This window comes from Pseudomonas sp. AU11447, assembly GCF_001672555.2.
GTDB lineage: Bacteria > Pseudomonadota > Gammaproteobacteria > Pseudomonadales > Pseudomonadaceae > Pseudomonas > Pseudomonas nitroreducens.
In genome coordinates this window covers 1-25,868 of the sequence record NZ_LZDG02000021.1, presented here as the reverse complement: position 1 = coordinate 25,868, position 25,868 = coordinate 1, and the positions used below count along the sequence as shown (strand labels likewise).

The window sequence follows — 25,868 nt, the reverse complement described above, 5'->3', positions numbered from 1 at the left end:
GAAAAGACGCGTATTTCGCGGCATCGCGCTGATTTGCGGTGCGCAGGCGGCCAATCCGCTCAGCGGGAGTGACCCGAAATGGGGAGAGTATAGAAAGTGGTGCAGGCACATGCACCGATATGGTGCATTTGTGGCAGATCGCACGCCGCCGTCAGCGACGGTCGGCGCTGAGCGGTTGGCTGCGGTCGAGGTCGAGCGAGTCGGCCACGGAAACGCGGAACATGTGGAAGGGCTGGTTGGGCGTCTGCTCGATGGTGCGCCCGAGGGTGTCGATGATTTCCACCGACAGCTGGTGAGTGCCACGATCGATGTTGTTCAGCGGGAAGACCGGGCTGCGGCCAGGGTCGCCGACCGGCTTGCCGTCCAGCAGCAGGCGGTAGAGGTGGCCGGGCAACAGGGCCGGGTCACTGGTGGCGGAAACGATAAGAGCCCCGTCATTGGCGCGTACGGTGGCATCGGGCTCCGGCACGATGATGCGCAGCAACTGGTAGGCCGGCGGGCCGGGCGGCAGCGCGGGAGTGGCCGGTGCGTAGAGCGGCGGCGGCATCTGCACGCCATTGGGCGAGCCGGGCTGGGAGTTGGTCGGCGCCAGTTGCAGCTTCTGTGCGTTGCCGCGCGGTGGCTGGTCGGTGAAGACGCGGTTGCCGTCCTTGTCGATGTAGGTGTAGACCTCGGCGCTGGCCGAGAGGCAGAACAGCACCGAGAACAGGAAAACTACCAGGTGACGCATCGTCAGTTGCCCTTGCGCGCTGGGCTGTTGGTACTGATGCGCTGCAGGGTGAAGCTCACCGGGCTGCTGGCCTGGATCACCCGGCTGCCCTGCAGCACCTGGACTGCCAGGGTGTGGTCGCCACGGTCGATGTTCTGCAGGCCGATGCTGGTGCTGCTGGTCGGGGCGCCGTACGGCTGGCCGTCGAGCAACAGCTGCAATTGGTGATCCGGCGCCAGGGCCGGCTGCACCACGACGTTCACCATGAAGGTGCCGTTGTTCTGGCGCAGCGATTCGTCGTCCGGCAGGTTGCTCAGGGCGAGAATGGCGTAGGCGCCGGTCGCCTGGCTCTGGCCGCCGCCGTCGACGGGGACGATGGGAGCCTGCGGGCCGACGGTGTTGGTCGGTGGCAGTTCCACGGGCTTGGCGTCGACGTTGGTCGGCGGCTGGTTGGTGAACACCGTCTTGCCGTTGGCGTCGGTGTACTTGTAGATCTGCGCGCTGGCTGGCAATGCGGCGGCGAGCAGCAGGGCGGTAAGGATCAGGCGCATGAAGAATCTCCGGATGGTCGTGCCAAGCCTTGCACCGCCGACGGCGGCTGGCAAGTTGCCTATTGTCTTTCAGCAGGGCGCCGCGCGTTGTGCGCTGCTGCTCGTCGAAGGACCTTTCCCGCGCGGGACGGGTCCGAGCCTGGCGCCGGCGTCTGTATGATGCGGGCGAGCGTCATTTTCCATCGGTGTGGGGTGTGCCTGTGATTTCGATTCGTTACCTGCTTCGTCAGTGGCTGCTGCTGTGCTGCCTGGGCCTCGGCTTGTCCGTCGCCGGGCCCGCGCTGGCGGCGCTTCCCGGGCCGCTGGCCGGGGTGACGGGCGGTGGCGAGACCAAGGTCAGTGATGCCCAGTTGGAGCAGTCGCTGAACCAGGTGATCAAGACCCTGGAGAACGACCAGCAGCGCGGTGACCTGCTGAAGAAACTCAAGCAACTGCGCGATGCGACGCAGAAGGGTGCGGAGGAGCAGGGCGGCGTGCTCGGCCTGATCGGCGATACCCTGGGCAGCCTGGAGAAGCAGTTCGAAGGCGCCAACAGCCCGATGGTGCGCTGGGCCGAGCTGTTCCAGGGCGCGGGTTACGAGCTGGAAGTGCGCACGCCGTCGCTGGCGGAATGGCCGGGAATGATCCTCGATTTTGCCCTGGTCATCCTCATCTGGGCCTGCGTCGCCCTCGGCCTGCGCTGGATTGCCGGGCGCATGCGCAAGCGCTTCGGCCTGGAAGGCGAGCTGCCGCAGCATCCCAAGACCCGCGATCTGCTGCTGTTCGCCTTGCGCAAGCTGGGCCCCTGGCTGGTCGCCTTCCTGATTACCGTCTACCTGTCGGTTGTGCTGCCCAGCTCGCTCGGCAAGCTGGTGGCGATGGTGATCGCGTACACCCTGGTGTGCGGCACGCTGTTCTCCGCCCTGTGCGTGATCTCCCTGTCGCTGCTCAGCGGCCCGCACCGCATGCGTGCGCTGGATATCCTGCGGCGCCGCGCCTTCCGCCCGCTCTGGCTGATCGGCAGCCTCGCCGCGCTGGGCGAGGTGATGCACGACCCGCGCGTCATCGAGAGCCTGGGCATGAACATCTCGCTGTTCGTCGGTTCGGTGGCGAATATCTGCGCGGCGCTGCTCACCGCGCTGTTCGTCTTGCAGTTCCGCCGCCCCATCGCACACCTGATCCGCAACCAGCCACTGGAGCGCCGCCTCAAGCGCCGCGGCCTGAGCGACCTGGTCGAGCTGATCGGCTCGATCTGGTTCCTGCCGGTGTTGGTGCTGGTGGGCATTTCGCTGTTCGCCACCATCGTTACTGCCGGCGACAGCAGCTACGCACTGCGCCGGGCCCTGGTCTGCGCCGTCGTGGCGGTGGTGGCGATGACCGTCAACGGCCTGATCCGTCGCGCGCACCAGCGCTCTGCCCGGCGCGGTGCGCGTCGCCATGCGCCCTACATCGAGCAATTGCAGAGCTTCGGCTACACCCTGCTGCACATCGCCAGCCTGCTGTTCTTCCTGGAGATCGGCCTGCGCGTCTGGGGCATGTCGCTGATCCGCTTCGCCGAGGGCGACGGCTCGCAGATCAGCCTCAAGCTGTTCAGCTTCGGCACCACCCTGCTGGTCGCCTGGCTGGTCTGGATCCTCACGGACACCGCCGTGCAGCACAGCCTCGGACTGGGCGGCAAGAAGAGCGCCAATGCCCGCGCCCTGACCATGCTGCCGCTGATCCGCAACGTACTGTTCGTGACCATCGCGGTGATCGCCCTGATCGTCGCCCTGGCCAACATGGGCATGAACGTCACGCCGCTGCTCGCCGGTGCCGGTGTGATCGGCCTGGCCATCGGTTTCGGCGCGCAATCGCTGGTGGCGGATCTGATCACCGGCCTGTTCATCATCATCGAGGATTCGCTGTCCATCGACGACTACGTCGACGTCGGCGGCCACCTCGGCACGGTGGAGGGCCTGACCATCCGCACCGTGCGCCTGCGCGACCTGGACGGCGTGGTGCACACCATCCCGTTCAGCGAGATCAAGAGCATCAAGAACTACTCGCGCCAGTTCGGCTACGCCATGTTCCGCTGGCCGGTGCCGGCGAGCATGCCGATCGACGACGCGCTGGCGCTGGTCAAGGAGGTCTCCGGCGAGCTGCGCACCGACCGCACCATCAACCGCGCCATCTGGTCGCCACTGGAAATCCAGGGTATCGAGAGCTTCGATGCCGGCCAGGCGATCCTGCGCTTCCGCTTCAAGACCGCGCCGATCCGCCAGTGGGAAGTACAGCGCGCGTTCAACCTGCGCTTGCGGCAGAAGCTCGACAAGGCCGGGCTGGAGCTCTCCATGCCGCGCCTGAACGTGCAGCTTTCGCGCATGCGCAAATCGCGCCGCGAGGACGATGAGGAACAGGGCGTGCCGGGGGACGGCGGTATCTGATCCCGGCCTCCCGTTGCAGGAGCGAGCCTGCTCGCGATCAGGTCAGTGCCAAGCGGTTCGCGAGCAGGCTCGCTCCTGCGGAGATGAGCTGCGGCGTTTTTCTGCAGGCATAAAAAAGGCCTCCCGAAGGAGGCCTTAATGCTGTCGCTATTTATAGGTATTCGTGGATCAGACGCTGTAGTACAGGTCGTATTCCAGCGGGTGCACGAAGGTGCGCACCTTGATTTCTTCTTCCGACTTCAGCTCGATGTAGGCATCGATGAACTCGTCGGTGAACACGCCGCCCTTGGTCAGGAACGCACGGCCCTTATCGAGCTCTTCCAGCGCCTCTTTCAGGCTGCCGCAAACCTGCGGGATTTCCTTCGCCTCTTCCGGCGGCAGGTCGTACAGGTTCTTGTCGGCGGCATCGCCGGGGTGAATCTTGTTCTGGATGCCGTCCAGGCCGGCCATCAGCAGAGCGGCGAAGCACAGGTAGGGGTTGGCAGCCGGGTCCGGGAAGCGCGCTTCGATGCGGCGGGCTTTCGGGCTGGAAACGTACGGGATACGGATCGAGGCGGAACGGTTACGGGCCGAGTAGGCCAGCATGACCGGGGCTTCGAAGCCAGGAACCAGACGCTTGTAGGAGTTGGTGGCCGGGTTGGTGAAGCCGTTCAGGGCTTTACCGTGCTTGATGATGCCGCCGATGAAGTACAGGGCGGTATCGGACAGGCCGGCATAGCCTTCGCCAGCGAAGGTGTTCTTGCCATCCTTGGAGATGGACATGTGCACGTGCATGCCCGAGCCGTTGTCGCCGTACAGCGGCTTCGGCATGAAGGTCACGGTCTTGCCGTAGGCGTCGGCAACGTTGTGCACGCAGTACTTCAGGGTCTGGACTTCGTCAGCCTTGGCAACGAGGGTGTTGAACTTCACACCGATCTCGTTCTGGCCAGCGGTGGCCACTTCGTGGTGGTGGACTTCCACGACCAGGCCCATTTCTTCCAGGGCGTTGCACATGGCGGTACGGATTTCGTGGTCGTGGTCGACCGGCGGTACCGGGAAGTAGCCGCCTTTGACGCCCGGACGGTGACCCTTGTTGCCGGTCTCGATGTCGGCGTCGGTGTTCCAGGAAGCCTGCTCGGAGAAGATCTTGAACATCGAGCCGGAGATGTCGGACTTGAACTTCACTTCGTCGAAGATGAAGAACTCCGGCTCCGGGCCGACGAATACGGTGTCACCGATACCGGTGGACTTCAGGTATTCCTCGGCGCGCTTGGCGATGTTGCGCGGGTCGCGCTCGTAGCCTTGCATGGTGCTCGGCTCGATGATGTCGCAAACGATGATCAGGGTCGGCTCTTCGGTGAACGGGTCGAGCACGGCGGTGCTGTCGTCCGGGAGCAGGATCATGTCGGAGGCTTCGATGCCCTTCCAGCCTTCGATGGAGGAACCATCGAACATCTTGCCGGCTTCGAAGAACTCGTCGTCCAGCGCGTCGCGGGCGGGCATGGTGACGTGCTGCTGCTTGCCTTTGGTATCGGTGAAGCGCAGGTCAACCCACTTCACGTCATGATCTTTGATCAGTTGTTGCGACTTGTACGACATGCTGTCCTCCAGGAGGGATTAGAGCTGGGAGCTTTTTCGTGCCCCAGTATCGGGTGATGCCGGCCGGAATACTCCGCCAGGGCAACCTGCCTCACAAGAGAGCAAGTTGCGTGCCAGTGCCCGTAAATGGGCAGAAGCCCTGAAATCACGGGCTGTGGCGGGTATTGCAGAGAATTGCGTGATAATTGTGCACCGTTTTGGTGCCGTATCGTGGTGCGTTCGTCCATTTTGGTGCGCGGAAAAGAAAGTCTCCGATTTCTGCTCAAGTCTTGAGCAATTTCGGATATAATTCCGCCCCTTTTTTTCAGTCCCATGGCAATCGCCCGACTCGCATGAAACTCATCGTCAAGGTCTTCCAGGAAATCACCATCAAGAGCCGGCCGGTGCGCAAGCGCTTCATCCGCCAGCTGGCGAAGAACATTCGCACGGTGCTCCGCGACCTCGACCCCGAGCTGCTGGTCGAAGGCGAGTGGGACAACCTCGAGGTCGAGACCAGGGTCACTGACCCCAAGGTCCTGCGCGAGATGATCGAGCGCCTGACCTGCACGCCGGGCATCGGCCACTTCCTGGAAGTGCACGAATACCCGCTGGGCGATTTCGACGACATCCTCGAGAAGTGCAAGGCCCATTTCGGCGACAAGTTGCCGGGCAAAGTCTTCTCCATGCGCTGCAAGCGCGCTGGCAAGCATCCGTTCACCTCCATCGACGTCGAGCGCTATGTCGGCGGTGGCCTGCGCCAGCACTGTGGCGCGGCGGGCGTATCGCTGAAGAACCCGGAAGTGGAAGTGCGCGTGGAAATCCGCCATGACCGCCTCTATGTCATCCATGCCCAGCACGATGGCCTCGGCGGCTACCCGCTGGGTGCGCTGGAGCAGGTGCTGGTGCTGATGTCCGGTGGCTTCGACTCCACCGTGGCGGCCTACCAGATGATGCGCCGCGGCATGATCAGCCACTTCGTGTTCTTCAACCTCGGCGGCCGCGCCCACGAACTGGGCGTGATGGAAGTCGCGCACTACCTGTGGAAGAAGTACGGCAGCTCCCAGCGCGTGCTGTTCGTCAGCGTGCCCTTCGAGGAAGTGGTCGGTGAGATTCTCACCAAGGTCGACGACAGCTACATGGGCGTGACCTTGAAGCGCATGATGCTGCGCGCCGCCAGCCGAGTGGCCGAGCGCCTGGAGATCGACGCGCTGGTGACCGGCGAGGCGATTTCCCAGGTTTCCAGCCAGACCCTGCCGAACCTCTCTGTGATCGACCGGGTGACCGATACCCTGGTCCTGCGCCCGCTGATCGTCAGCCACAAGCAGGACATCATCGACACCGCGACGAAGATCGGCACCGCCGAGTTCGCCAAGCACATGCCAGAATATTGCGGCGTGATCTCGGTGAACCCGACCACCCAGGCCAAGCCGCACCGAGTCGACTACGAAGAAACCAAGTTCGACATGGCCGTGCTCGACCGCGCCCTGGAGCGCTCCACCCAGATGACCGTCGACCGCGTGATCGACGAACTGGGCAAGGACCTGGCGGTGGAAATGGTCGATGAAGTGCTGGCCGGGCAGATCGTCGTGGACATCCGCCACCCGGACGCCCAGGAAGATGAACCGCTGGCCATCGAGGGCATCGAAGTACTGCCGATGCCGTTCTACGCGATCAACAGCAAATTCAAGGAACTGGACCCCAATCGCCAGTACCTCCTGTATTGCGACAAGGGCGTGATGAGTCGTCTGCACGCCCACCACCTGGTCAACGAAGGGCACACCAATGTGCGTGTTTACCGTCCGCAATAAAGGCGCGGACCAACGCCGCCAGCCCGGACTGTTCGGCGGCAGCATCCGCCACCGACCTCCCGACACATTGGGTGCGTAAGCTCACGCCCTGACCATTTGCACCGCCGCGCCACGGCCCGGCCCCCGCTGCCGAAATCGGCAGCCGAAGATTCACTATCGAGACTGACACTGTGATCGAAAAACTGCGCAACATCGCCATCATCGCCCACGTCGACCATGGCAAGACCACCCTCGTAGACAAGCTCCTGCGCCTGTCCGGCACCCTCGACCGCAAAGAAGCGGAGAACGAGCGCGTGATGGACTCCAACGACCAGGAAAAAGAGCGTGGCATCACCATTCTGGCGAAGAACACCGCGCTGAAATGGAACGACTACAGCATCAACATCGTCGACACCCCCGGCCACGCCGACTTCGGTGGCGAGGTTGAGCGCGTGATGTCGATGGTCGACTCTGTACTGCTGGTGGTCGACGCCCAGGACGGCCCCATGCCGCAGACCCGTTTCGTGACCCAGAAGGCCTTCAAGGCCGGCCTGCGTCCGATCGTCGTGGTGAACAAGATCGACCGTCCGGGCGCGCGTCCTGACTGGGTCATCGACCAGATCTTCGACCTGTTCGACAACCTCGGCGCCACCGACGAGCAGCTGGACTTCCCGATCGTCTACGCCAGTGCCCTGAACGGCATCGCCGGCATGGACCACGAGAAGATGGACGACAACATGGACGCGCTGTTCCAGGCGATCATCGACCACGTCCCGGCGCCGAAAGTCGACGTCGACGGCCCGTTCCAGATGCAGATCTCCCAGCTGGACTACAACAGCTTCCTCGGCGTGATCGGCATCGGCCGTATCGCCCGCGGCAAGGTCAAGACCAACACCCCGGTCGTGGCCATCAGCGACGACGGCACCAAGCGCAACGGCCGTATCCTGAAGATCATGGGCCACTCGGGCCTGCAGCGCATCGAAGTCGCTGAAGCCGAAGCCGGTGACATCGTCTGCGTCTCGGGCATGGACGAGCTGTTCATCTCCGACACCCTGTGCGACCCGCAGAACGTCGAAGCGCGCCCGCCGCTGACCGTCGACCAGCCGACCGTGAGCATGACCTTCCAGGTCAACGACTCGCCGTTCGCCGGCAAGGAAGGCAAGTTCGTCACCAGCCGCAACATCAAGGACCGTCTGGACAAGGAACTGCTGCACAACGTGGCCCTGCGCGTCGAGCAAGGCGACTCCCCGGAGAAGTTCAAGGTCTCCGGCCGTGGCGAACTGCACCTCTCGGTACTGATCGAAACCATGCGCCGTGAAGGCTTCGAGCTGGCCGTAGGCCGTCCGGAAGTGGTCATCATCGAGACCGCCGAAGGCGAGAAGCAGGAGCCTTACGAGAACGTCACCATCGACATCGAAGAGCAGCACCAGGGCTCGGTGATGGAACAGATGGGCCTGCGCAAGGGCGATCTGACCAACATGATCCCCGACGGCAAGGGCCGTGTGCGCCTGGAATACACCATCCCGGCGCGTGGCCTGATCGGCTTCCGTAACAACTTCCTGACCCTGACCTCGGGCACCGGCATCCTGACCTCGACCTTCAGCCACTACGGCCCGATCAAGGCCGGCGAAGTGACCAACCGTCAGAACGGCGTACTGGTCTCCATGGCCACCGGCACCGCGCTGACCTACTCGCTGGAAACCCTGCAGAGCCGCGGCAAGCTGTTCCTCGGCCCAGGCGACGAGATCTACGAAGGCCAGCTGGCCGGCATCAACAGCCGTGACAACGACCTGGTGATCAACCCCACCAAAGGCAAGAAGCTCGACAACATGCGCGCTTCGGGCAAGGACGAAGTCATCGCCCTGGTTCCGCCGATCCGCTTCACCCTGGAGCAGGCGCTGGAATTCATCGCCGATGACGAGCTGGTGGAAGTGACGCCGAAGTCGATCCGTCTGCGTAAGAAGATGCTGAACGAGAACGACCGCAAGCGCTACGAGCGCGCCAAGGTCTAAGTCGACCAGCAGTACGAGAAAGCCGGGCTTATGCCCGGCTTTTTTTTGCCCGTCTTCCGCGCTGGAGGTTTGTTCTTTGTAGGAGCGAGCTTGCTCGCGAACGAGTTACCCGGTAACGCCGGAGCTGGGCGGTTCGCGAGCAAGCTCGCTCCTACAGCTAAGTGTCACCTTTTAGGAAATTTCTGACTTTTTCACGGAGCGTGGCCGAACGACACGTTCCGACGTCTGATCATTCGAAGCTGTGAGATCGTGGACGCAGGCCAGGGAGCCGGGCCGATATACTCAGCTGTCCGGGCGTACGCGTCCGGGTCGGGATGGATTCGCACAGAACCTCAAGGATTCGAAAGCATGCAATGGATTTTCATGCTGGTCGGCCTGGTCTTCGGCGCCGCTGCGGGCGAGTCGATTACCGGGGCGGTACTGGGTGCGGTGGTGGGCCTCGCGCTGGGGCAGACCTTCGCGCTGCACAGCCTGCAAAGGGAAAATGCCAGCCTTCGCGGCGAGCTGAAGGCCTTTGGCGAGCGCTTCGACCAGGGCACCAAGGCTCTCTATGAGCGGCTGCTGCAGGTGGAGCGTGGCGCTGCCGGGCAGGTGCCGCCGGCCGGCGTCGAGTACACCGCGCCCGAGATGCCCGTTGCTCCGTCCAGGACTGAAGTAGACGCCGACGGCGAGCCCGAATTCGAGGCACCCACCCGCGAAGCTGTTGCCACCGAGCTGGAGTGGAGTATCGAGCTGCCTGCCGACGAGCTGGCGCCCGCCCCAGCGGCCGCTGCGCGGGAGGGAGCAGCTGTCGAGTGGTCGGACCTGGTGCTCGAACCCCTGGACAAGCCAGCAACCCAGGCGCGTGTCGAAGAGCCCGAGGTTCAGCCACACGCGGCTCCTGCCGCCCCGCCGGCGCCACCACAACCGCCAGTTCCCTCACTGTTCGACCGCGCCTTCGGAGCCGCCCGCGACTGGCTGCTGGGCGGCAATACCGTACTGCGCGTCGGCGTGCTGCTGTTGTTCCTCGGCCTGGCCTTCCTGCTGCGCTACGCCACCGAAGGCATGACCATGCCGCCGCAGGGGCCGTACATCGGCACCGCGGCCGCCGCGCTGGCGTTGCTCGGCCTGGGTTGGTGGCTGCGTCATCGGCGCCCGGCCTATGCGCTGATTCTCCAGGGCACCGGCATCGCCGTGCTCTACCTGACGGTGTTCGCCAGTATCAAGCTGTACCCGGCGATGAACCACGGCGAAGTGCTGATCGATCCGCAGGCCGGGTTCGTGCTGCTGGTGGCGGTCACCCTGTTCTCGGCGATCCTGGCCATTCTCCAGGACGCGCTGGGCCTGGCCGCCGCTGCCGCGCTGGGCGGTTTCGCCGCGCCGATCCTGGCTTCCACCGGCGGCGGCAGCCATGTCGCGCTGTTCAGCTACTTCGCCCTGCTCAACGCCGGTATTTTCGCCATCGCCTGGTTCAAGGCCTGGCGCCTGCTCAACCTGATCGGTTTCTTCGGCACCTTCGGCATCGGCCTGGCCTGGGGCCTGCGCTCGTACCAGCCGGAGCTGTTCGGAACGACCGAGCCGTTCCTGGTCCTGTTCTTCCTCACCTACGTCGCCATCGGCCTGCTGTTCGCCCGCCGGCGCCTGCGCGAGGCGGCTGGCGCGCCGGAGGATGACTCCCGCGAGGCGCTGCTGCGCTGGTCGGCGCGGCAGACCGACTACGTCGACGGCACCGTCCTGTTCGGTACGCCGCTGGTGGGCTTCGGCCTGCAGTACGGGATCATCCAGCACCTGGAGTTCGGCGCTGCGTTCAGCGCCCTGGCGCTGGGCCTGTTCTACATGGTGCTCGCCCGCGTGCTGGCCGGTCGCACTGCCGGCCGCGCGCTGCTGCTGGTGGAAACCTGCCTGGCGCTGGGCGTGGTATTCGGCACCCTGGCGATTCCACTGGGCCTGGATGCGCGCTGGACGTCTGCCGCCTGGGCCGTGGAAGGCGCCGGTATCTTCTGGCTCGGCCTGCGCCAGCAGCGACCGCTGGCGCGGATTTTTGCCCTGCTGTTGCAAGTGGGCGCAGCGCTGGCGTTCCTCGCTGGGCTGCATGCCGACCCGCAATCGCTGACGCTGCTCGAAGGTGCACCGCTGGGCGCGCTGATGCTCGGTGTGGCATTGCTGTTCAGCTTCTGGAACCTGCGCAACGCCGATCCACACATTCTGCGCAGCTGGGAGCCGAGTGCGCGCCCGGTCCTGGCAGCTTTCGGCCTGGCCTTCCTCTACCTGATCGCGCCCCTGCTGCTTGGCGCGGACGGCACGGCCATGACTTGGGCCATCGCCGGGCTGGCCACGCTGTTCGCCGCGCTGCGCCTGCGCTCGCGCACCTTCCTGGCCTGCGCATTTGCCGTGCAGCTGTTGGGCGGGGCGGTGTTCCTCCTGCATCTGCATGGCGCGCAGGAAGGCGGCGGGGTGCTGGGCTCCGGCTGGCGCGGGCTGGTAACGGCCTCGCTGATTGGCCTCGCGTTGATCGCTGGCATGCTGGTCGCTGCGAGAGACGCCATGGTCCGCGACGACCGCCGGCTGATGCTGGGATTGAGCGTGGTCCTGCTGCTGGGCCTGGCCTTCGTCAACCTCGCCGTGCTTTTCGTGCTGCCGTGGCAAACGGCGGCGGCGGTGTGGGCGGGCAGCGGCTTGCTGATCCTCTGGTTGAGCCTGCAATTGCAGCAACGCGCTGCTTTCGTCTTCGGCCTGGTGCTGCAGGTGATTGGCGCGGGCGCCTTCCTCTTCGGTGGCGCCGCGCTGTTCGGCGACCTGCCCAGCGAGGGCCTGAAGCCGCTGGCGCACATGGGCTTCTGGACTCCGGCGGTGCTGGCGCTGGCCGCTCTGGTCGGCGCTTGGCGCCTGCACCGAGCCAGCGAGCGCGAGCGCAACCTGGCGCTGGGTGGTCTTGGACTGGAGCGGCTTTCGCAGTTGCTGCTGGTCTGGGGCGCCGGTTGGTGGGCATTGACCGCGCTGTGGGAGATCGCCCGCTTCGTGCCCAGCGAGATGCGTGAGCACGTGGCGGTGCTGGTGGCTGCGATCAGCGCGGGCTTCTGGTCGCTGCTGGCGCGCCGCGAGCAATGGCGCGCGCTGGCGCTGCTGTGCCTGGCGCTGGTGCCGGTGTCGCTGGTGGCCCTTGCCAGTGCCTGGAACCTGCAGTACCACCCGCTGGCAGAGCTGGGCTGGCTTGGCTGGCTGGCGGTGTTCGTGGTGCACTTCTTCATCCTGCGCCGCCTCGATGCGCTGCTACCGCGCCTGGCCGCGCGCACGGCCCATGTGCTGGGCTGCTGGTTGATCCTCGGCGTGCTGGCGCTGGAGCTGCGCTACCTGTTCTTCGCCCTGGCCGAGCACTACAACGCCTGGCGCTGGCTGGGTTGGGCGCTGGTACCGAGCCTGTTCCTGATCCTCATGGGCGGTGTGGCGCGCCTGCCGTGGCCGGTGGCCGCCTTCGAGCGTGAGTACCGCGCCATCGCCGCCGCTCCGGTAGCCCTGGCGCTGCTGGGCTGGTTCTGGCTGGTCAACCTGTTCAGCAACGGCGCGGCCGACCCGCTGCCGTACCTGCCGCTGCTGAACCCGCTGGAGCTGGGCATGCTCATCGTGCTCGCGGCGATCTTCCAGTGGACGCGCCTGGGGCTGCCGCAACTGGGCGTGGCCGAATCGACCCTGCGCCTGCCGGTGCAGGCGCTGCTGGGTGCCTCGCTGTTTGCCCTGCTGACCATGGCCGTGTGCCGTACCGCGCACCATTGGGGCGGCGTGCCGTTCGAGTTCGACGCCTTGAGCCAGTCCATGCTGGTGCAGGCCGGGCTGTCCATTGTCTGGGCACTGATCGCACTGGGCCTGATGATCGCCGGGCATCTGCGTGGCCGGCGTGATTTCTGGCTGGTCGGCGCGGTGTTGCTGGTCGTCGTGGTGATCAAGCTGTTCCTGGTCGACCGCGCCAGTGGCGGCAGCCTGGAACGCATCATTTCCTTCATCGGTGTCGGCGTGCTGATGCTGATCGTCGGCTACTTCGCGCCGCTGCCGCCGCGCCGGCCTGTGCCCGAAGAGTCATCGCAACAGGAGCAACCCTCCGCATGAAGCTCAAGACACTCGTACTTTTCATCGGCGCGTGCCTGCTGGGTAATTACGCCAGTGCTGCGCCCGCGCCGGCGGATTTCGCCAATCGCGTGCCGCTGGAGGTTTCCGGCAACGGCCCCTGGTACCGCGTGCAACTGCCCATCGAAGTACTGTTCGCGGCCCGCCATGGTGACCTGCGCGACGTGCGCATCTTCAACGCCGAGGGCGAGGCGCTGCCCTACAGCCTGCGCACCAGCGCGGCGAGCGAGAAAGAGGTGCGCAGCGAAGTGCAGGCGCGCATCTTCCCGCTGCGTGGCGCCTCTGGCAGTGCGGCCGGCGACAACCTGAAGATCGTCCGCAGCACCACCGGTACAATCCTGGAAATCACCCCGAATGCGCCGACGCCGGACAAGGCCCAGGTGCTCCGCGGCTGGTTGCTGGAGACCGGTGCCGGCGACCTGCCGCTGGACCGCCTGCAGCTTGACTGGACGGCCGATGGCGACGGCTTCCAGCGCCTGCGCATCGAGGCCAGCGACGACCTCGAACACTGGCGTTCGCTGGGCGAGGGACAACTGGCGCGGCTGGACTTCAACGGCCAGCGTATCGAGCAGAACGACATCGCCCTGCCGGGCGAAACAGCGCGCTACCTGCGCCTGTGGTGGGAGTCGCCGGAGCAGGCCGCGCAGCTGGTGGGCGCCACGCTCAGTGGCAGCCGCAGCAGTAGCGGCCCGGTGCCGATGCTCTGGTCCGAACCGCTGGCGACCAAGACCGACACTAATGGTGACTTCAGCTGGAGCCTGCCGCTGGCACTGCCGGTGGAACGCGTGCGGATTCCTCTGCAGCAGGACAACACCCTGGCGCCGGTGGTCATCTCTGGTCGCCACGACGGCAACGTGCAGTGGACTCCGCTGGCGCGCGGCGTGCTGTATCGCCTGCCGGGGCAGGGTGGCGAGATTACCCAGGAAGAGCTGGAGCTGCCTGGCAGCACGTTGGGCCAGTTGCGCCTGCAAGTAGATTCGCGCGGTGGTGGCCTCGGCGGCTCGACAGCGCACCTGAGCGTGGGCGTGCGCGCCAGCGAGCTGGTGTTCCTCGCGCGCGGCGGTGCGCCCTATGAGCTGGCGGTGGGCAACGGTTCGATCACCGATGGCAGCCTGCCGTTGACCACCCTGGTGCCCGGCTACGAGCCCAAGCGCCTGGCGGGCATGGGCGAGGCACGGCTCAAGGGCACTCTTCAGGCTCCTGCCACACCCGCGACGGCCAAGGAGGCGAAGGCCGATACAAACTGGAAACGCTACGGCCTGTGGGCGCTGCTGCTGGCGGGCGTCGGCCTGCTCGCGCTGATGGCGCTGAGCCTGCTGCGGAGCAATCGCCAGGCCAGCTGATCGACGCGGATCGCCGCAAGATAGGGGTGTCGCCTGTAGAAATTCTGATACTGTCTTGGTTGTTCTGATTACCGAATAACAACAAAGCATGGAGTAGCAGAATGATCAGAAAGGCGCTCACCCCGCTGGCGGCTGCGTGCGCGATGGCCATTGCCGCACAGGCCTCCGCAGCCCCTTCGCCGTATTCCACCCTGGTCGTCTTCGGCGACAGCCTGAGCGATTCCGGACAGTTCGCCGACGCCGGCGGCCCTGCCGGTGCCAGCACCCGCTTCACCAACCGCGTCGGCCCCACCTACCTGGACGGCAGCGGCGAGATTTTCGGCCCCACGGCGCCGATGATCCTGGGCGGCAAGCTGGGCATCAATGGCACCGACCTGAACCCCTCCACGTCGCTGGTCCCCGGCACCGTGGACGGCAACAACTGGGCGGTCGGCGGCTACCGCACCGACCAGATCTACGATTCCATCACCGCGCCCGGTGGCTCTGTCGTCACCTCCGGCTCCGACAGTCGTACCCGTGACGGCTACCTGGTGAACAACCGCGCCGACCCGAACGCGCTGTATTACCTCACCGGTGGCGGTAACGACTTCCTCCAGTTCCGCATCACCGACGACCCCACAGCCCGCGCCGCCGCTGGCCGCCTGGTGGACAGCGTCGATGCGCTGCACAACGCCGGTGCGCGCTACATCATGGTCTGGCTGCTGCCTGACCTGGGGCAGACCCCGGCCACCAACGGCACCGCCCTGGAGTCCTTCGGCACCCAGCTGTCGGGCATTTTCAACGAGGAACTGGCCGCGCAGCTGGCCGCCTCCAACGCCAACGTCATTCCGCTGAACATCCCGGCGATGTTCAAGGAAGTCCTGGCCAACCCGGGCGCCTATGGCCTGGCCACCGACCAGAACCTGATCGGCACCTGCTTCAGCGGCAACAGCTGCCCCGAGAACGCGGTGTATGGCCGCCACGGCAGCAACCCCGATCCGACCAAGCTGATCTTCAACGACGGCGTGCACCCGACCATCGCCGGCCAGACGCTGATTGCCGACTATGCCTACTCGGTGCTCTCTGCCCCGTGGGAAGCGACCATGCTGCCGGAGATGGCCCTGGGCACGTACAACGCCTACCAGGACCAACTGCGCAGCCAGTGGCTGGCGGACTGGGAAAGCTGGCAGGGCGTGAACCAGTGGCGCGGCTTCGTCAGCGGCGGCGCGCAGCACCTGGACTACGACGACCAGGACAGCGCGGCCGACGGCTCCGGCTACGGCGCCAACCTGACCCTGGGCACCAGCTATCGTCTCGACGACGCCTGGCGCGTCGGTGGCTCGCTGGGCTTCTACCGGCAGAAACTGGAGCTTGGCTCCGACGACTCCGACTACAAGCTCAACAGCTACCTGGGCAGCCTGTTCGTGCAGTTCCAGCAGAACCGCTGGTGGGCTGACGCCTCTGTCACTGGCGGCAAGCTCGACTACGAAGATGCGAACCGCAAGTTCAGCATCATCAACCACGAAGTCGAGGAAAAGGCCGACACCGACGGCAGCCTGCTGGCCTTCAGCGGTCGCCTGGGCTACGACATTGCCCAGGGCGGCGAGAACTGGCACCTGTCGCCCTTCGTCAGTGCGGACTGGGCGCGGGTGAAAGTGGATAGCTACGAAGAGGGCAGCGGCCGTTCCACCGCGCTGGCCTATGACGAGCAGAATCGCTACTCCCGGCGCCTCGGCGTGGGCCTGCAGGGCAAGTTCGACGTATCGCCGCAGACCCAGTTGTTCGGTGAAGTCGCGGTAGAGCGGGAATATGCCGACGACACCCAGAACGTCGGCATGAACTTCACCAGCCTGCCGGACATCGGCTTCAGCCTGCAGGGCTATACCCCGCAGAGCCACCTGCAGCGCGCCACCATTGGCGTTGCCCAGAAGCTGACCCCGGAGCTGACCCTGCGCGGCGGCTACAGCGCACACCGCAGCAGCGACGACCTGGCACAGGGGGTGAACCTGGCGCTGAGCCTGGACTTCTGATCGTCTGAGGTGAATGAGGCGGGGTGACGGGCGGATGTGGCCGTCACCCCGTTTTCTTTCACGTGGGCCGCTCGCCGCGCGGCCGAAGGTCGCGGGGCCGACCGGCGTTGGGGAACTGCCCGTGAGCGGCGGGCTCCAAGCATTCGGTGAGCCTCCGTGCAAGGAGGCATCGCGGTCGTTTCCACGCTAGAATGCGCCCTGATTTTTTCCATCTTCTCCCCTGGAGTCTTCCATGTCCCGCGTTACCCTGAGCCGCTACCTGATCGAGCAGACCCGCAGTCACAACACCCCGGCCGACCTGCGTCACCTCGTGGAAGTGGTGGCCCGCGCGTGCAAGGAGATCAGCCACGCCGTTTCCAAGGGCGCGCTGGGTGGCGTGCTGGGCAGCATGGAGACCGAGAACGTCCAGGGCGAGGTGCAGAAGAAGCTCGACGTCCTCTCCAACGAAATCCTCCTGGAAGCCAACGAGTGGGCCGGCAACCTGGCCGGCATGGCTTCCGAGGAAATGGACCACCCCTACCAGATTCCGGGCAAGTACCCGAAGGGTGCGTACCTGCTGGTCTTCGACCCGCTGGACGGCTCCTCCAACATCGACGTCAACGTCTCGGTCGGCACCATCTTCTCCGTGCTGCGTTGCCCGCAGGAATACCTGAGCCAGAACGACAGCCTGCGCGAGGAAGCCTTCCTGCAGAAGGGCACCACCCAGGTCGCCGCCGGCTACGCCATCTATGGCCCGCAGACCATGCTGATCCTGACCCTGGGCAACGGCGTCAAGGGTTTCACCCTGGACCGTGAGCTGGGCAGCTTCGTGATGACCCACGACAACATCACCGTGCCGACCCAGACTGCCGAGTTCGCCATCAACATGTCCAACCAGCGCCACTGGGAAGCTCCGGTGAAGCGCTATGTCGATGAGCTGCTGGCCGGCAAGGAAGGCCCGCTGGCCAAGAACTACAACATGCGCTGGATCGCCTCGATGGTGGCCGACGTGCACCGCATCCTGACCCGCGGCGGCGTGTTCATGTACCCGCGCGATTCCCGCGAGCCGGAGAAGCCCGGCAAGCTGCGCCTGATGTACGAAGCCAACCCGATGTCCTTCATCATCGAGCAGGCCGGCGGCGCCGCCACCAACGGCCGCCAGCGCATCCTCGACATCCAGCCCGACAGCCTGCACCAGCGCGTCGCGGTATTCCTGGGCTCGAAGGAAGAAGTCGAGCGCGCCACCGCCTACCACCAGGAAGGCTGATGGCCGCCGCGCCCTGGCAGTCGCTGCTCGACTGGTGGTTTGGCAACGCGCTGGACGCCAACGAAGTCGCCGCCCAGCGCAACGCCCTGTGGTTCGGCAAGAGCGCCTGCCAGGACGTGGACTCGGAAAACCGTTTCGGCGGCCTGGTACGCCAGGCCCTGGACGGTGGTCTGCAGGAATGGGAGCGCGAGCCGCAGAGCTGGCTGGCGCTGATCCTGCTGCTGGACCAGCTGCCGCGGATGATCTTCCGCGATACCCCGCGCGCCTACGCCGGTGATGCCCGCGCCCAGCAACTGGTGCGCCAGGGCCTGGCTGCCGGTTTTGACCGCCAGCTGCCGCGCATCGAGCGGGTGTTCGTCTACATCGTGCTGGAACACGCCGAAGACCGGGCCAGCCAGAACGAGGCGGTGCGCCTGTACGAAGAACTACAGAGCGAATCCAGCGATAGCGAGAAGGTGCTGTTCGCCGGCTACCTCGCCTATGCGCGCAAGCACCAGGTGGTGATCGACCGCTTCGGTCGCTTCCCGCACCGCAATCTCATCCTGGGCCGTGATTCGACGGCCGAAGAAGCGCAGTTCCTCACGGAACCTGGCTCACGTTTCTGACTCCAACCCGGCGGCCGAACCGGTCGCCCTGTGCCAAGCTTGTTGGCCTGCCCCCCAAACAATGGAGTTGTCGATGTCCTTCCGCCGCCTCGCGCTCGTCGCGTTCTGTGTCATCCTGGCCGCTTGCAGCAAAGTGAACCAGGAGAACTATTCCAAGATCAAAACCGGCATGAGCAAGGCCGAGGTGGAAAGCCTGCTCGGCAAGCCTGCCGAATGCTCCGGCGCACTGGGGGTTTCCAGCTGCACCTGGGGTGACGAGAAGGCTTTCATCAGCATCCAGTACGCTGGCGACAAAGTGCTGCTGTTCTCCGCCCAAGGCCTGAAGTAAGCCTGGGCGACGGGGCGGGCAGCCAAGGAGCAACGCAATGCGTCGATCCCTTATCTGGCTGGCCTGCCTCGCCGCGTTGAGCGGTTGTGCCGGTTCCTCGCCGCAACCGCCGCAGACCGTGCAGGTCGACCTCAAGCGCTACGAGGGCACCTGGTACGAGCTGGCGCGCAAGCCGATGTTCTTCCAGCGCCACTGCGCGCAGTCGGAAGCCCACTATCAGTTGCAGCCTGATTCCAGCATTGCGGTGACCAATCGCTGCCTGACCACCGACGGTGAGTGGGACCAGGCCACCGGCCGCGCCGAAGCGCAAGTGCCGGGCCGCACCGACAAGCTCTGGGTGCGTTTCGACAATACCTTCACGCGGATTTTTCCGGGGCTCGCCAAGGGCGACTATTGGGTGCTCTACGTCGACGACGATTACCAGACCGCGCTGGTGGGCAACCCGAATCGCGAGTACCTCTGGCTGCTGTCGCGCAAGCCGGTGGTGCCGGATGCCACCCGCATGAAGCTGCTGGGGCTGGCCCATGAGCGCGGCTACCAGACCGACGACCTGATCTGGCGGGCAGCCGATTCCAGTTCGGCGGCCCAATAAAAAACGCCCCTCGGGGCGTTTTTTCATGGCGGCCATTTCGCGCGTTATTGCCGGCGCGGGCTTTTCGTAGGAGCGAGCTTGCTCGCGAACTCGCCTCGCAGCGAAGGCTGTTCGCGAGCAAGCTCGCTCCTACAGGGCTGTCAGTCCAGCAGCTCGCGGAGGACGTGGGCGAAATCGCGGGCGCTCTGTTCTTCCAGCGCATGCCGGCCCTCGCGCACGCGCCATTGTCCGGCGACCATCACATCGCGCACCTGGCGGTCGCCGCCGGCGAACAGCCAACGGTTGAGGATCGCGTCACCACGGGCGGTCTGCAGGTAAGGGTCGCCACCGTTGAGCACCAGCAGGTCGGCGCGCTTGCCGACAGCCAGTTCCCCCGTGGGCTGGCCAAGCGCCTGGGCGCCGCCGCTGAGGGCGGCATCGAACAGGGTGCGGCCAACCATCGGCTGGTCCTTGCCGTAGAGGCGGTTGCGGCGCTGGTCGCGCAGGCGCTGGCCATATTCCAGCCAGCGCAGTTCCTCGACCACGCTCAGTGATACATGGCTGTCCGAGCCGATGCCGAACCGGCCGTTCTGGGCGAGGTAATCCACCGCCGGGAAGATGCCGTCGCCCAGATTCGCCTCGGTGGTCAGGCAGAGGCCGGCGACCGCGCCGCTACGGGCCATGGCGGTGACCTCGTCGGGTTCGGCGTGGGTGGCGTGGACCAGGCACCAGCGTTCGTCCACCGCGACGTTCTCGTACAGCCATTGCAGCGGACGGCGACCGCTCCAGGCCAGGCAATCGTCGACTTCCTTCTGCTGCTCGGCGATGTGGATGTGCACCGGGCAGCCGCTGGAATCAGCCCCCAGCACCTCGGCGATCTGCTGCGGTGTCACCGCGCGCAGGGAGTGGAAGCACAGGCCAAGGCCCTGCTGCGGCTGGTCTGCCAGGTGCGTGCGCAGCCCGTCGATCAGTTTCAGGTAGCTGTCCGTGCTGTTGATGAAACGGCGCTGGCCTTCGCTCGGCGCCTGGCCGCCGAAGCCGGCATGGGAGTAGAGCACCGGCAGCAGGGTCAGGCCGATGCCGGCATCCACCGCGGCCTGACTGACGCGCAGCGCCAGTTCCGCCGGGTTGGCGTAGGGCTGGCCGTCGATGTCGTGGTGCACGTAATGGAATTCGGCGACGCCGGTGTAACCGGCCTTGAGCATCTCGATGTACAGCTGGCGGGCGATCACCCCGACCTGCTCGGGCGACAGGCGACCGACCAGGCGATACATCAGGTCGCGCCAGGTCCAGAAGCTGTCATTGGGGTTGCCGGCAACTTCCGCCAGGCCCGCCATGGCGCGCTGGAATGCGTGGGAGTGCAGGTTCGGCATGCCCGCCAGGACCGGTCCGGCGATGCGCTCGGCGCCTTCTGCGCTGGCGTCCGGGGTGATCGCGGTGAACAGGCCCGCGGCATCGATCTCGAAGCGAACGTTGCGCGCCCAGCCAGAAGGCAGCAGGGCAGTTTCGGCGAACAGAACGGACATGCGGGAGGTCCTCGCAGGTTTCTTGGAATTTGTATATACATATACAGACGTTTGCCGGGACCGTAAACTGCAAGGCAACCCGGCGGTCGTCAGAGGACTTGTATGCACGGGTCGAATCCGGTACATGCCGGAGTCAGACCGCAGTCGCCCTCCAAAGAAAGAACACCGTCGCCACGACAAGGAGTTTCCCGTGCCCGCATCGCCCACGCCTACCCCGCCCGCCGAGGGTTCGTCGCTCGCCGCGCAGATGGGGGAAATTCCCGCGCCGCTGTACGCTCGCGTCAAGCAGATGATCATCCAGCAGATCCAGTCCGGAACCTGGCCGCCGCATCACCGCGTGCCGTCCGAGGCGGAGCTGGTCGCCGAGCTGAGTGTCAGCCGCATGACCATCAACCGCGCACTGCGCGAGCTGACTGCCGACGGCCTGCTGGTGCGCATGCAGGGCGTCGGCACCTTCGTCGCCGAGCCCAAGGGTCAGTCCGCGCTGTTCCAGGTGCAGAACATCGCCGAGGAAATCACCGCCCGCGGGCACAAGCATCACCTCGTGGTGATCAGTCTGGTGGAAGAGCTGGCCAGCGCCGAGCGCGCGCTGGCGCTGGACGTGCGCGAGGGCCTGCGCATCTTCCACTCGGTGATCGTGCACTACGAGAACGATATCCCGGTGCAGATCGAGGACCGCTACGTCAACGCGGCCGTGGCGCCGGACTACCTCAAGCAGGATTTCACCGGGCAGACGCCCTTCGCCTACCTCACCCAGGTCGCCCCGCTGAGCGAGGGTGAGCACGTGGTCGAGGCGGTGCTGCCCAGCCCCGAAGAGTGCAAGCTGCTGTCCGTCGACCGCCATGAACCATGCCTGCTGATCCGCCGGCGCACCTGGTCGGGACGCAATACCGTGACCAGCGCGCGCCTGCTCTATCCGGGTTCGCGCTACCGCCTGGAAGGACGATTCAGTTCATGAGTGAAGTGCGAATTCTGCGCGCCACCGACTACCCGGCAATGCCGTGGAAGAACGGCGCGGGAACGACCCGTGAGATCGTCCGCGATGCCGGCGATGGCCTGGAAGGGTTCGGCTGGCGCGTGTCCATTGCCGATGTCGGCGCCCCCGGGCCGTTCTCCGCCTTCACCGGCTACCAGCGCGTCATCAGCGTGCTGGAAGGCGAGGGCATGCGGCTGAACGTCGACGGTGTCGATTCCCGCGCTCTAAAAGCGCTCGACGCTTTCGCCTTCGATGGCGCGAGCGCGGTGGAATGCACGCTGCTCGGCGGCGCGATCCGCGATTTCAACCTGATCTATTCGCCCACGCGCTACCGGGCGCGACTGCAATGGCTGAAGGTGGACGGCGCGACGCATTTCTTCAGCAGCGCTTCCACGGTGCTGTTGTTCAGCGCGGGCGAGGGCATCCATTCCAGCCTGAACGGCGAGGCGGCCGGTGTGCTGGGCCTGCATGACACGCTGATTGCCGAGAGCGATGGTGCGCTGCGGGAGTGGCGGTTCGCGGTGGCGGGCTGTGCGGACATCTGCGTAATCGAACTCGACCCACGCTGAACGAGAAAAGGGCGCCTTCGAGGCGCCCTTTTTTATCAGGGGGACGGCAGGACGCTGTGAGTAGGATGGCGTGGAGCGATACCCATCAATTGCCGCGCGGCGATCCGCATGGGTATCGCTCCGCTCCACCCATCCTACGGCCCTCAGGGGGAGGGCAATCCCGAGCGCAGATTCCACCTGTGGCGACGGAGCTCATACGCCCTGTGTAGGTGTCAGTCATACAACCGCTCGTAGCCAATCCACCGACTCATCACCCCATCCTCCACCCACGCCCGTGCGGCGGCGATGTCCGGTGCGAAGTAGCGGTCCTGCTCGTAGTGCGGCACTTCGCTGCGGATCAGCGTGCGTACTTCCTGCAGTTGCGGCGAGCTTTGCAGCGGCGCATGGAAGTCCACGCCCTGGGCGGCGGCGAGCAGTTCGATGGCGACCACACCGGCGCTGTTGGCGGCCATGTCCTGCAGGCGGCGGGCGGCGAAGGTGGCCATGGACACGTGGTCTTCCTGGTTCGCCGAAGTCGGCAGGCTGTCCACCGACGCCGGGTGCGCCCAGGTCTTGTTCTCCGATGCCAGTGCCGCCGAGGTGACCTGGGCGATCATGAAGCCGGAGTTCAGCCCGCCTTCCTTGACCAGGAACGCTGGCAGGCCGGACATCGCCGGGTCTACCAGCTGGGCGATGCGCCGCTCGGACAGCGCGCCGATCTCCGAGATCGCCAGTGCCAGCACATCCGACGCCATGGCCACCGGCTCGGCATGGAAGTTACCGCCTGACAGAACATCGCCGTCAGCGCTGAATACCAGCGGATTGTCGGAAACCGCATTGGCCTCGCGCAGGAAAACGCTGGCGGCGAAGCGCAGATGATCCAGGCACGCGCCCATCACCTGCGGCTGGCAGCGCAGCGAGTACGGGTCCTGCACGCGCTTGCAGTCGATGTGCGACTGGTTGATCGGGCTGTCATGCAGCAACTCGCGGTACAGCGCGGCGACCGCGATCTGCCCCGGCTGGCCGCGCACCTCCTGGATGCGCGCGTCGAACGGCACGAACGAGCCTTTCAGCGCCTCCACGGTCAGGCTGCCGGCGACCACCGCGGAGATGAACAGCCGCTCCGCCGCGAACAACCCGCGCAGGGCCAGCGCAGTGGACACCTGGGTGCCATTGATCAGCGCCAGTCCTTCCTTCGGCCCCAGCACCAGTGGCTCGGCCCCCGCGATGGCGAGGCCCTCAGTGGCGTCGAGGATGCGCCCTTCATGGCGCACCTGGCCGACGCCCAGCAGGGGCGCGGACATGTGCGCCAGTGGCGCGAGGTCGCCGGAGGCGCCCACCGAGCCCTGGGAGGGAATGCACGGGTAGACCCGCGCGCGGTAGAGCTTGAGCAGCGTTTCGATCACTGCCGGGCTGACGCCGGAGAAGCCACGCGCGAGCGAACCGATCTTCAGCGCCATCATCAGTGCCACGCTGGCGTCATCCAGCAGCGCTCCGGTGCCGGTGCAGTGGGAAAGGATCAGGTTGCGCTGCAGCGTGGCGAGTTGCTCCTCGGGAATGGAGGTGCGCGCCAGCAGGCCGAAACCGGTATTGATGCCGTACACGGTGCGCTGGTCGGCGATGATCTGGCTGACCGTCTGCGCGCTACGCAGGATGGCCTCGCGGCATGCGTCGGCAAGCTGCAGGTCGGGCTGGTGCTGGTAGATGGCGCGCAGCTGGTCGAGGTCGAACTGGCCGGGCGTCAGGAGCAGGGATTCGGGCATGTCGGCATCCTGGATTCGGTGAAGTGTTACCGTGGATTGTTCCTGTATATACAGGTATAGCAATCGCTGTGCCATGGCGCGCCAGGGCCCATGCCTTCGTCGCCGGTCGCGCTGTGAGGCCACTCGAGAGAAAGTGAATGTCACCCGCGGTGGCATTTCCAGTCCGATGGTTGTGGGCAAACCGCGCCGTGGCGGCTAAACCCTAAGGACATCAACGCGCCCGGAGTCGCCCATGTCCGCACCCCGCTGCCTGTTCGCGCTGCTACTGGCCTTCGGCCTGTGCGCCCAGACCCTTGCCGCCGGCTGTCCCTATCCGAAACCCGTGGTATTCGCCGGGCTGAACTGGGAGAGCGGGATGTTCACCACCGAGGTCCTGCGCTTCATCCTGGAGAAGGGCTACGGCTGTCAGACCGATGCCGTGCCGGGTAACACGGTGACCATGGAGAACGCGCTGAAGCAGAACGACATCCAGGTCACCGGCGAGCAGTGGGCTGGGCGCAGCACGGTGTGGCAGCAGGCGGAGCAGGCCGGGCGGGTGTTCTCCGTGGGCGAGACAGTGAAGGGCGCCAGCGAAGGCTGGTGGGTGCCGGACTACGTGGTGCACGGCGATGCCAAGCGCGGCATCAAGGCCTCGGCGCCGGACCTGAAGTCCGTGAGCGACCTGCCCAACTACAAGGCCCTGTTCAAGGACGACGAGGAGCCCGGCAAGGGCCGCTTCTACAACTGCCCCACCGGCTGGACCTGCGAGATCGTCAACACGCAGAAGCTCAAGGCCTATGGGCTGGACGGCAGCTACGTGAACTTCCGCACTGGCGCCGGCCCCGCCCTGGACGCGGCGATCACTTCGGCCATCGCCCAGGGCAAGCCGGTGCTCTTCTATTACTGGGCGCCGACGCCATTGCTGGGCCGCTTCAAGCTGGTGCAACTGGAGGAGCCGCCGTTCGACGAGGCGGCCTGGAAGACCCTCACCGACCCGAACAACCCCAATCCCAGGGGGTCGCGCTCGCTGCCGGCGAAGATCAGCATCGGTGTGTCCCGCGACTTCCACGACAAGGCGCCGCCACTGGTGCAGGTGTTCGAGAAGGTCGAGTTGCCGCTGCCCATGTTCAACGCGCTGCTGGCGGATATGGCGCAGCACCACCGCGACGTGGCGGATGTGCGGGCGAAGTTCTTCCGCGAGCACCGGGAGTTGTGGTCGAAATGGGTGACGGCGGAGGCGGCGGGGAAGATCGACGCCGCATTGAAGTAATGCTGTGGCGTTGGTTCGCGAGCAAGCTCGCTCCTACAGGCCGACCACCACCGCGCTCTTTGTAGGAGCGAGCTTGCTCGCGAACATCGCCGCTGCGGACTGGCATTCCCTGCTCGGAAAACACTTGTCTATACAACCTGTGTCCCTTCGTAGCGAGCGGTGTTACCGAACGCAACGAAACGGTGCATGGAAGCCTTCTTCTGGTGCGGTTGTCTGTCAGACGGCCCTTTCCGTCATCCGCTGTCGATGGCCGTAATTTCATTTTTAATTCTTATAAATCAATACCTTGATATCAACTATTGGCGGCCCATGCACGGCATCAGTCAAGGTTGGCCTTTGCTTTGCTTATACTTGTACATACAAGCATAGACATGATGGTGGCGAACCCCTCGGCACTGTCGAACGAACTGCCAAAGCCCTCACCGGCTTAACGATCCGAGCAAGCGAAGGAGCCTTCCGTGACCAAATTCCGCGACGTCGAAATCCGTGCCCCGCGCGGCACCCAACTGAACGCCAAGAGCTGGCTGACCGAAGCGCCGCTGCGCATGCTGATGAACAACCTCGACCCGGAAGTCGCCGAGAACCCCA

The 25,868-nt window shown here is 65.4% G+C and carries 19 protein-coding genes; 14 read left to right on the top strand and 5 right to left on the bottom strand.

Annotated features, from left to right (window positions below; genetic code table 11):
* Window positions 1-151: 151 nt before the first annotated feature.
* On the bottom strand, window positions 152-730 hold the full coding sequence (locus A6723_RS05205; protein ID WP_054910500.1) for a DUF4124 domain-containing protein: 579 nt from the start codon (window positions 728-730) through the stop codon (window positions 152-154).
* 2 nt (window positions 731-732) lie between these two features.
* Complete coding sequence (locus A6723_RS05200) at window positions 733-1,260, bottom strand: DUF4124 domain-containing protein (protein WP_054910501.1); 528 nt, start codon at window positions 1,258-1,260, stop codon at window positions 733-735.
* A gap of 194 nt (window positions 1,261-1,454) precedes the next feature.
* Here A6723_RS05200 and A6723_RS05195 point away from each other — a divergent pair, with 194 nt between their 5' ends.
* Entirely contained in the window at window positions 1,455-3,662 is a 2,208-nt protein-coding gene (locus A6723_RS05195) for a mechanosensitive ion channel family protein (RefSeq protein ID WP_054910502.1), read from the top strand.
* Between the two features lie 168 nt (window positions 3,663-3,830).
* On the opposite strand, the gene glnA is transcribed toward A6723_RS05195, so the two are convergent.
* A complete protein-coding gene (gene glnA / locus A6723_RS05190) occupies window positions 3,831-5,240 on the bottom strand; it encodes a glutamate--ammonia ligase (protein ID WP_017517179.1) in 1,410 nt (469 codons plus the stop codon).
* 332 nt (window positions 5,241-5,572) lie between these two features.
* Between glnA and thiI the strand changes: the two genes are divergently transcribed.
* The 9 genes from thiI (at window position 5,573) to A6723_RS05145 (ending at window position 19,239) form a co-directional block, all read left to right on the top strand.
* On the top strand, window positions 5,573-7,027 hold the full coding sequence (thiI, locus tag A6723_RS05185; protein ID WP_054910503.1) for a tRNA uracil 4-sulfurtransferase ThiI: 1,455 nt from the start codon (window positions 5,573-5,575) through the stop codon (window positions 7,025-7,027).
* Window positions 7,028-7,197: 170 nt separating this feature from the next.
* Complete coding sequence (typA, locus tag A6723_RS05180; protein ID WP_045215809.1) at window positions 7,198-9,018, top strand: translational GTPase TypA; 1,821 nt, start codon at window positions 7,198-7,200, stop codon at window positions 9,016-9,018.
* A 348-nt stretch (window positions 9,019-9,366) separates the two neighbouring features.
* A complete protein-coding gene (locus tag A6723_RS05175) occupies window positions 9,367-13,098 on the top strand; it encodes a DUF2339 domain-containing protein (RefSeq protein ID WP_065348192.1) in 3,732 nt (1,243 codons plus the stop codon).
* Entirely contained in the window at window positions 13,095-14,459 is a 1,365-nt protein-coding gene (locus A6723_RS05170) for a DUF3999 domain-containing protein (protein ID WP_054911295.1), read from the top strand. The genes A6723_RS05175 and A6723_RS05170 overlap by 4 nt, the downstream gene beginning before the upstream one ends.
* Before the next feature lie 101 nt (window positions 14,460-14,560).
* Window positions 14,561-16,468 (top strand): esterase EstP, encoded by a 1,908-nt coding sequence (gene estP, locus A6723_RS05165; RefSeq protein WP_054911294.1) that lies wholly within the window; start codon window positions 14,561-14,563, stop codon window positions 16,466-16,468.
* A gap of 232 nt (window positions 16,469-16,700) precedes the next feature.
* Window positions 16,701-17,714 carry a class 1 fructose-bisphosphatase gene (locus A6723_RS05160; RefSeq protein ID WP_054911293.1) on the top strand — a complete coding sequence of 338 codons (1,014 nt, stop codon included), beginning with the start codon at window positions 16,701-16,703 and terminating at the stop codon, window positions 17,712-17,714.
* Window positions 17,714-18,319 (top strand): DUF924 family protein, encoded by a 606-nt coding sequence (locus tag A6723_RS05155; RefSeq protein ID WP_054911292.1) that lies wholly within the window; start codon window positions 17,714-17,716, stop codon window positions 18,317-18,319. The genes A6723_RS05160 and A6723_RS05155 overlap by 1 nt, the downstream gene beginning before the upstream one ends.
* A gap of 73 nt (window positions 18,320-18,392) precedes the next feature.
* The gene (gene bamE, locus A6723_RS05150) at window positions 18,393-18,647 is read left to right on the top strand and encodes an outer membrane protein assembly factor BamE (protein WP_054911291.1); all 255 of its coding nucleotides are present in this window, start codon (window positions 18,393-18,395) and stop codon (window positions 18,645-18,647) included.
* A 37-nt stretch (window positions 18,648-18,684) separates the two neighbouring features.
* Window positions 18,685-19,239 carry a lipocalin family protein gene (locus A6723_RS05145; protein WP_065348191.1) on the top strand — a complete coding sequence of 185 codons (555 nt, stop codon included), beginning with the start codon at window positions 18,685-18,687 and terminating at the stop codon, window positions 19,237-19,239.
* Window positions 19,240-19,379: 140 nt separating this feature from the next.
* Here the strand turns inward: A6723_RS05145 and A6723_RS05140 are convergent, their stop codons facing one another.
* Window positions 19,380-20,744, bottom strand: coding sequence for a formimidoylglutamate deiminase (locus A6723_RS05140; RefSeq protein ID WP_054911300.1), 1,365 nt, complete (start codon window positions 20,742-20,744; stop codon window positions 19,380-19,382).
* Window positions 20,745-20,991: 247 nt separating this feature from the next.
* On the opposite strand from A6723_RS05140, the gene hutC reads away from it, so the two are divergent.
* Window positions 20,992-21,702: a histidine utilization repressor gene (gene hutC, locus A6723_RS05135; RefSeq protein ID WP_054911303.1), complete on the top strand. Its 711-nt coding sequence runs from the start codon at window positions 20,992-20,994 to the stop codon at window positions 21,700-21,702.
* A complete protein-coding gene (locus A6723_RS05130) occupies window positions 21,699-22,289 on the top strand; it encodes a HutD family protein (RefSeq protein WP_054911301.1) in 591 nt (196 codons plus the stop codon). The genes hutC and A6723_RS05130 overlap by 4 nt, the downstream gene beginning before the upstream one ends.
* Before the next feature lie 212 nt (window positions 22,290-22,501).
* On the opposite strand, the gene hutH is transcribed toward A6723_RS05130, so the two are convergent.
* Entirely contained in the window at window positions 22,502-24,031 is a 1,530-nt protein-coding gene (gene hutH / locus A6723_RS05125; protein ID WP_054911302.1) for a histidine ammonia-lyase, read from the bottom strand.
* 232 nt (window positions 24,032-24,263) lie between these two features.
* Between hutH and A6723_RS05120 the strand changes: the two genes are divergently transcribed.
* Window positions 24,264-25,280, top strand: a complete 1,017-nt coding sequence (locus A6723_RS05120) for an ABC transporter substrate-binding protein (RefSeq protein WP_139092904.1) — start codon at window positions 24,264-24,266, stop codon at window positions 25,278-25,280.
* A gap of 458 nt (window positions 25,281-25,738) precedes the next feature.
* A partial coding sequence (locus A6723_RS31640) for a hypothetical protein (RefSeq protein WP_139092903.1) occupies window positions 25,739-25,868 on the top strand: 130 nt, incomplete at its 3' end.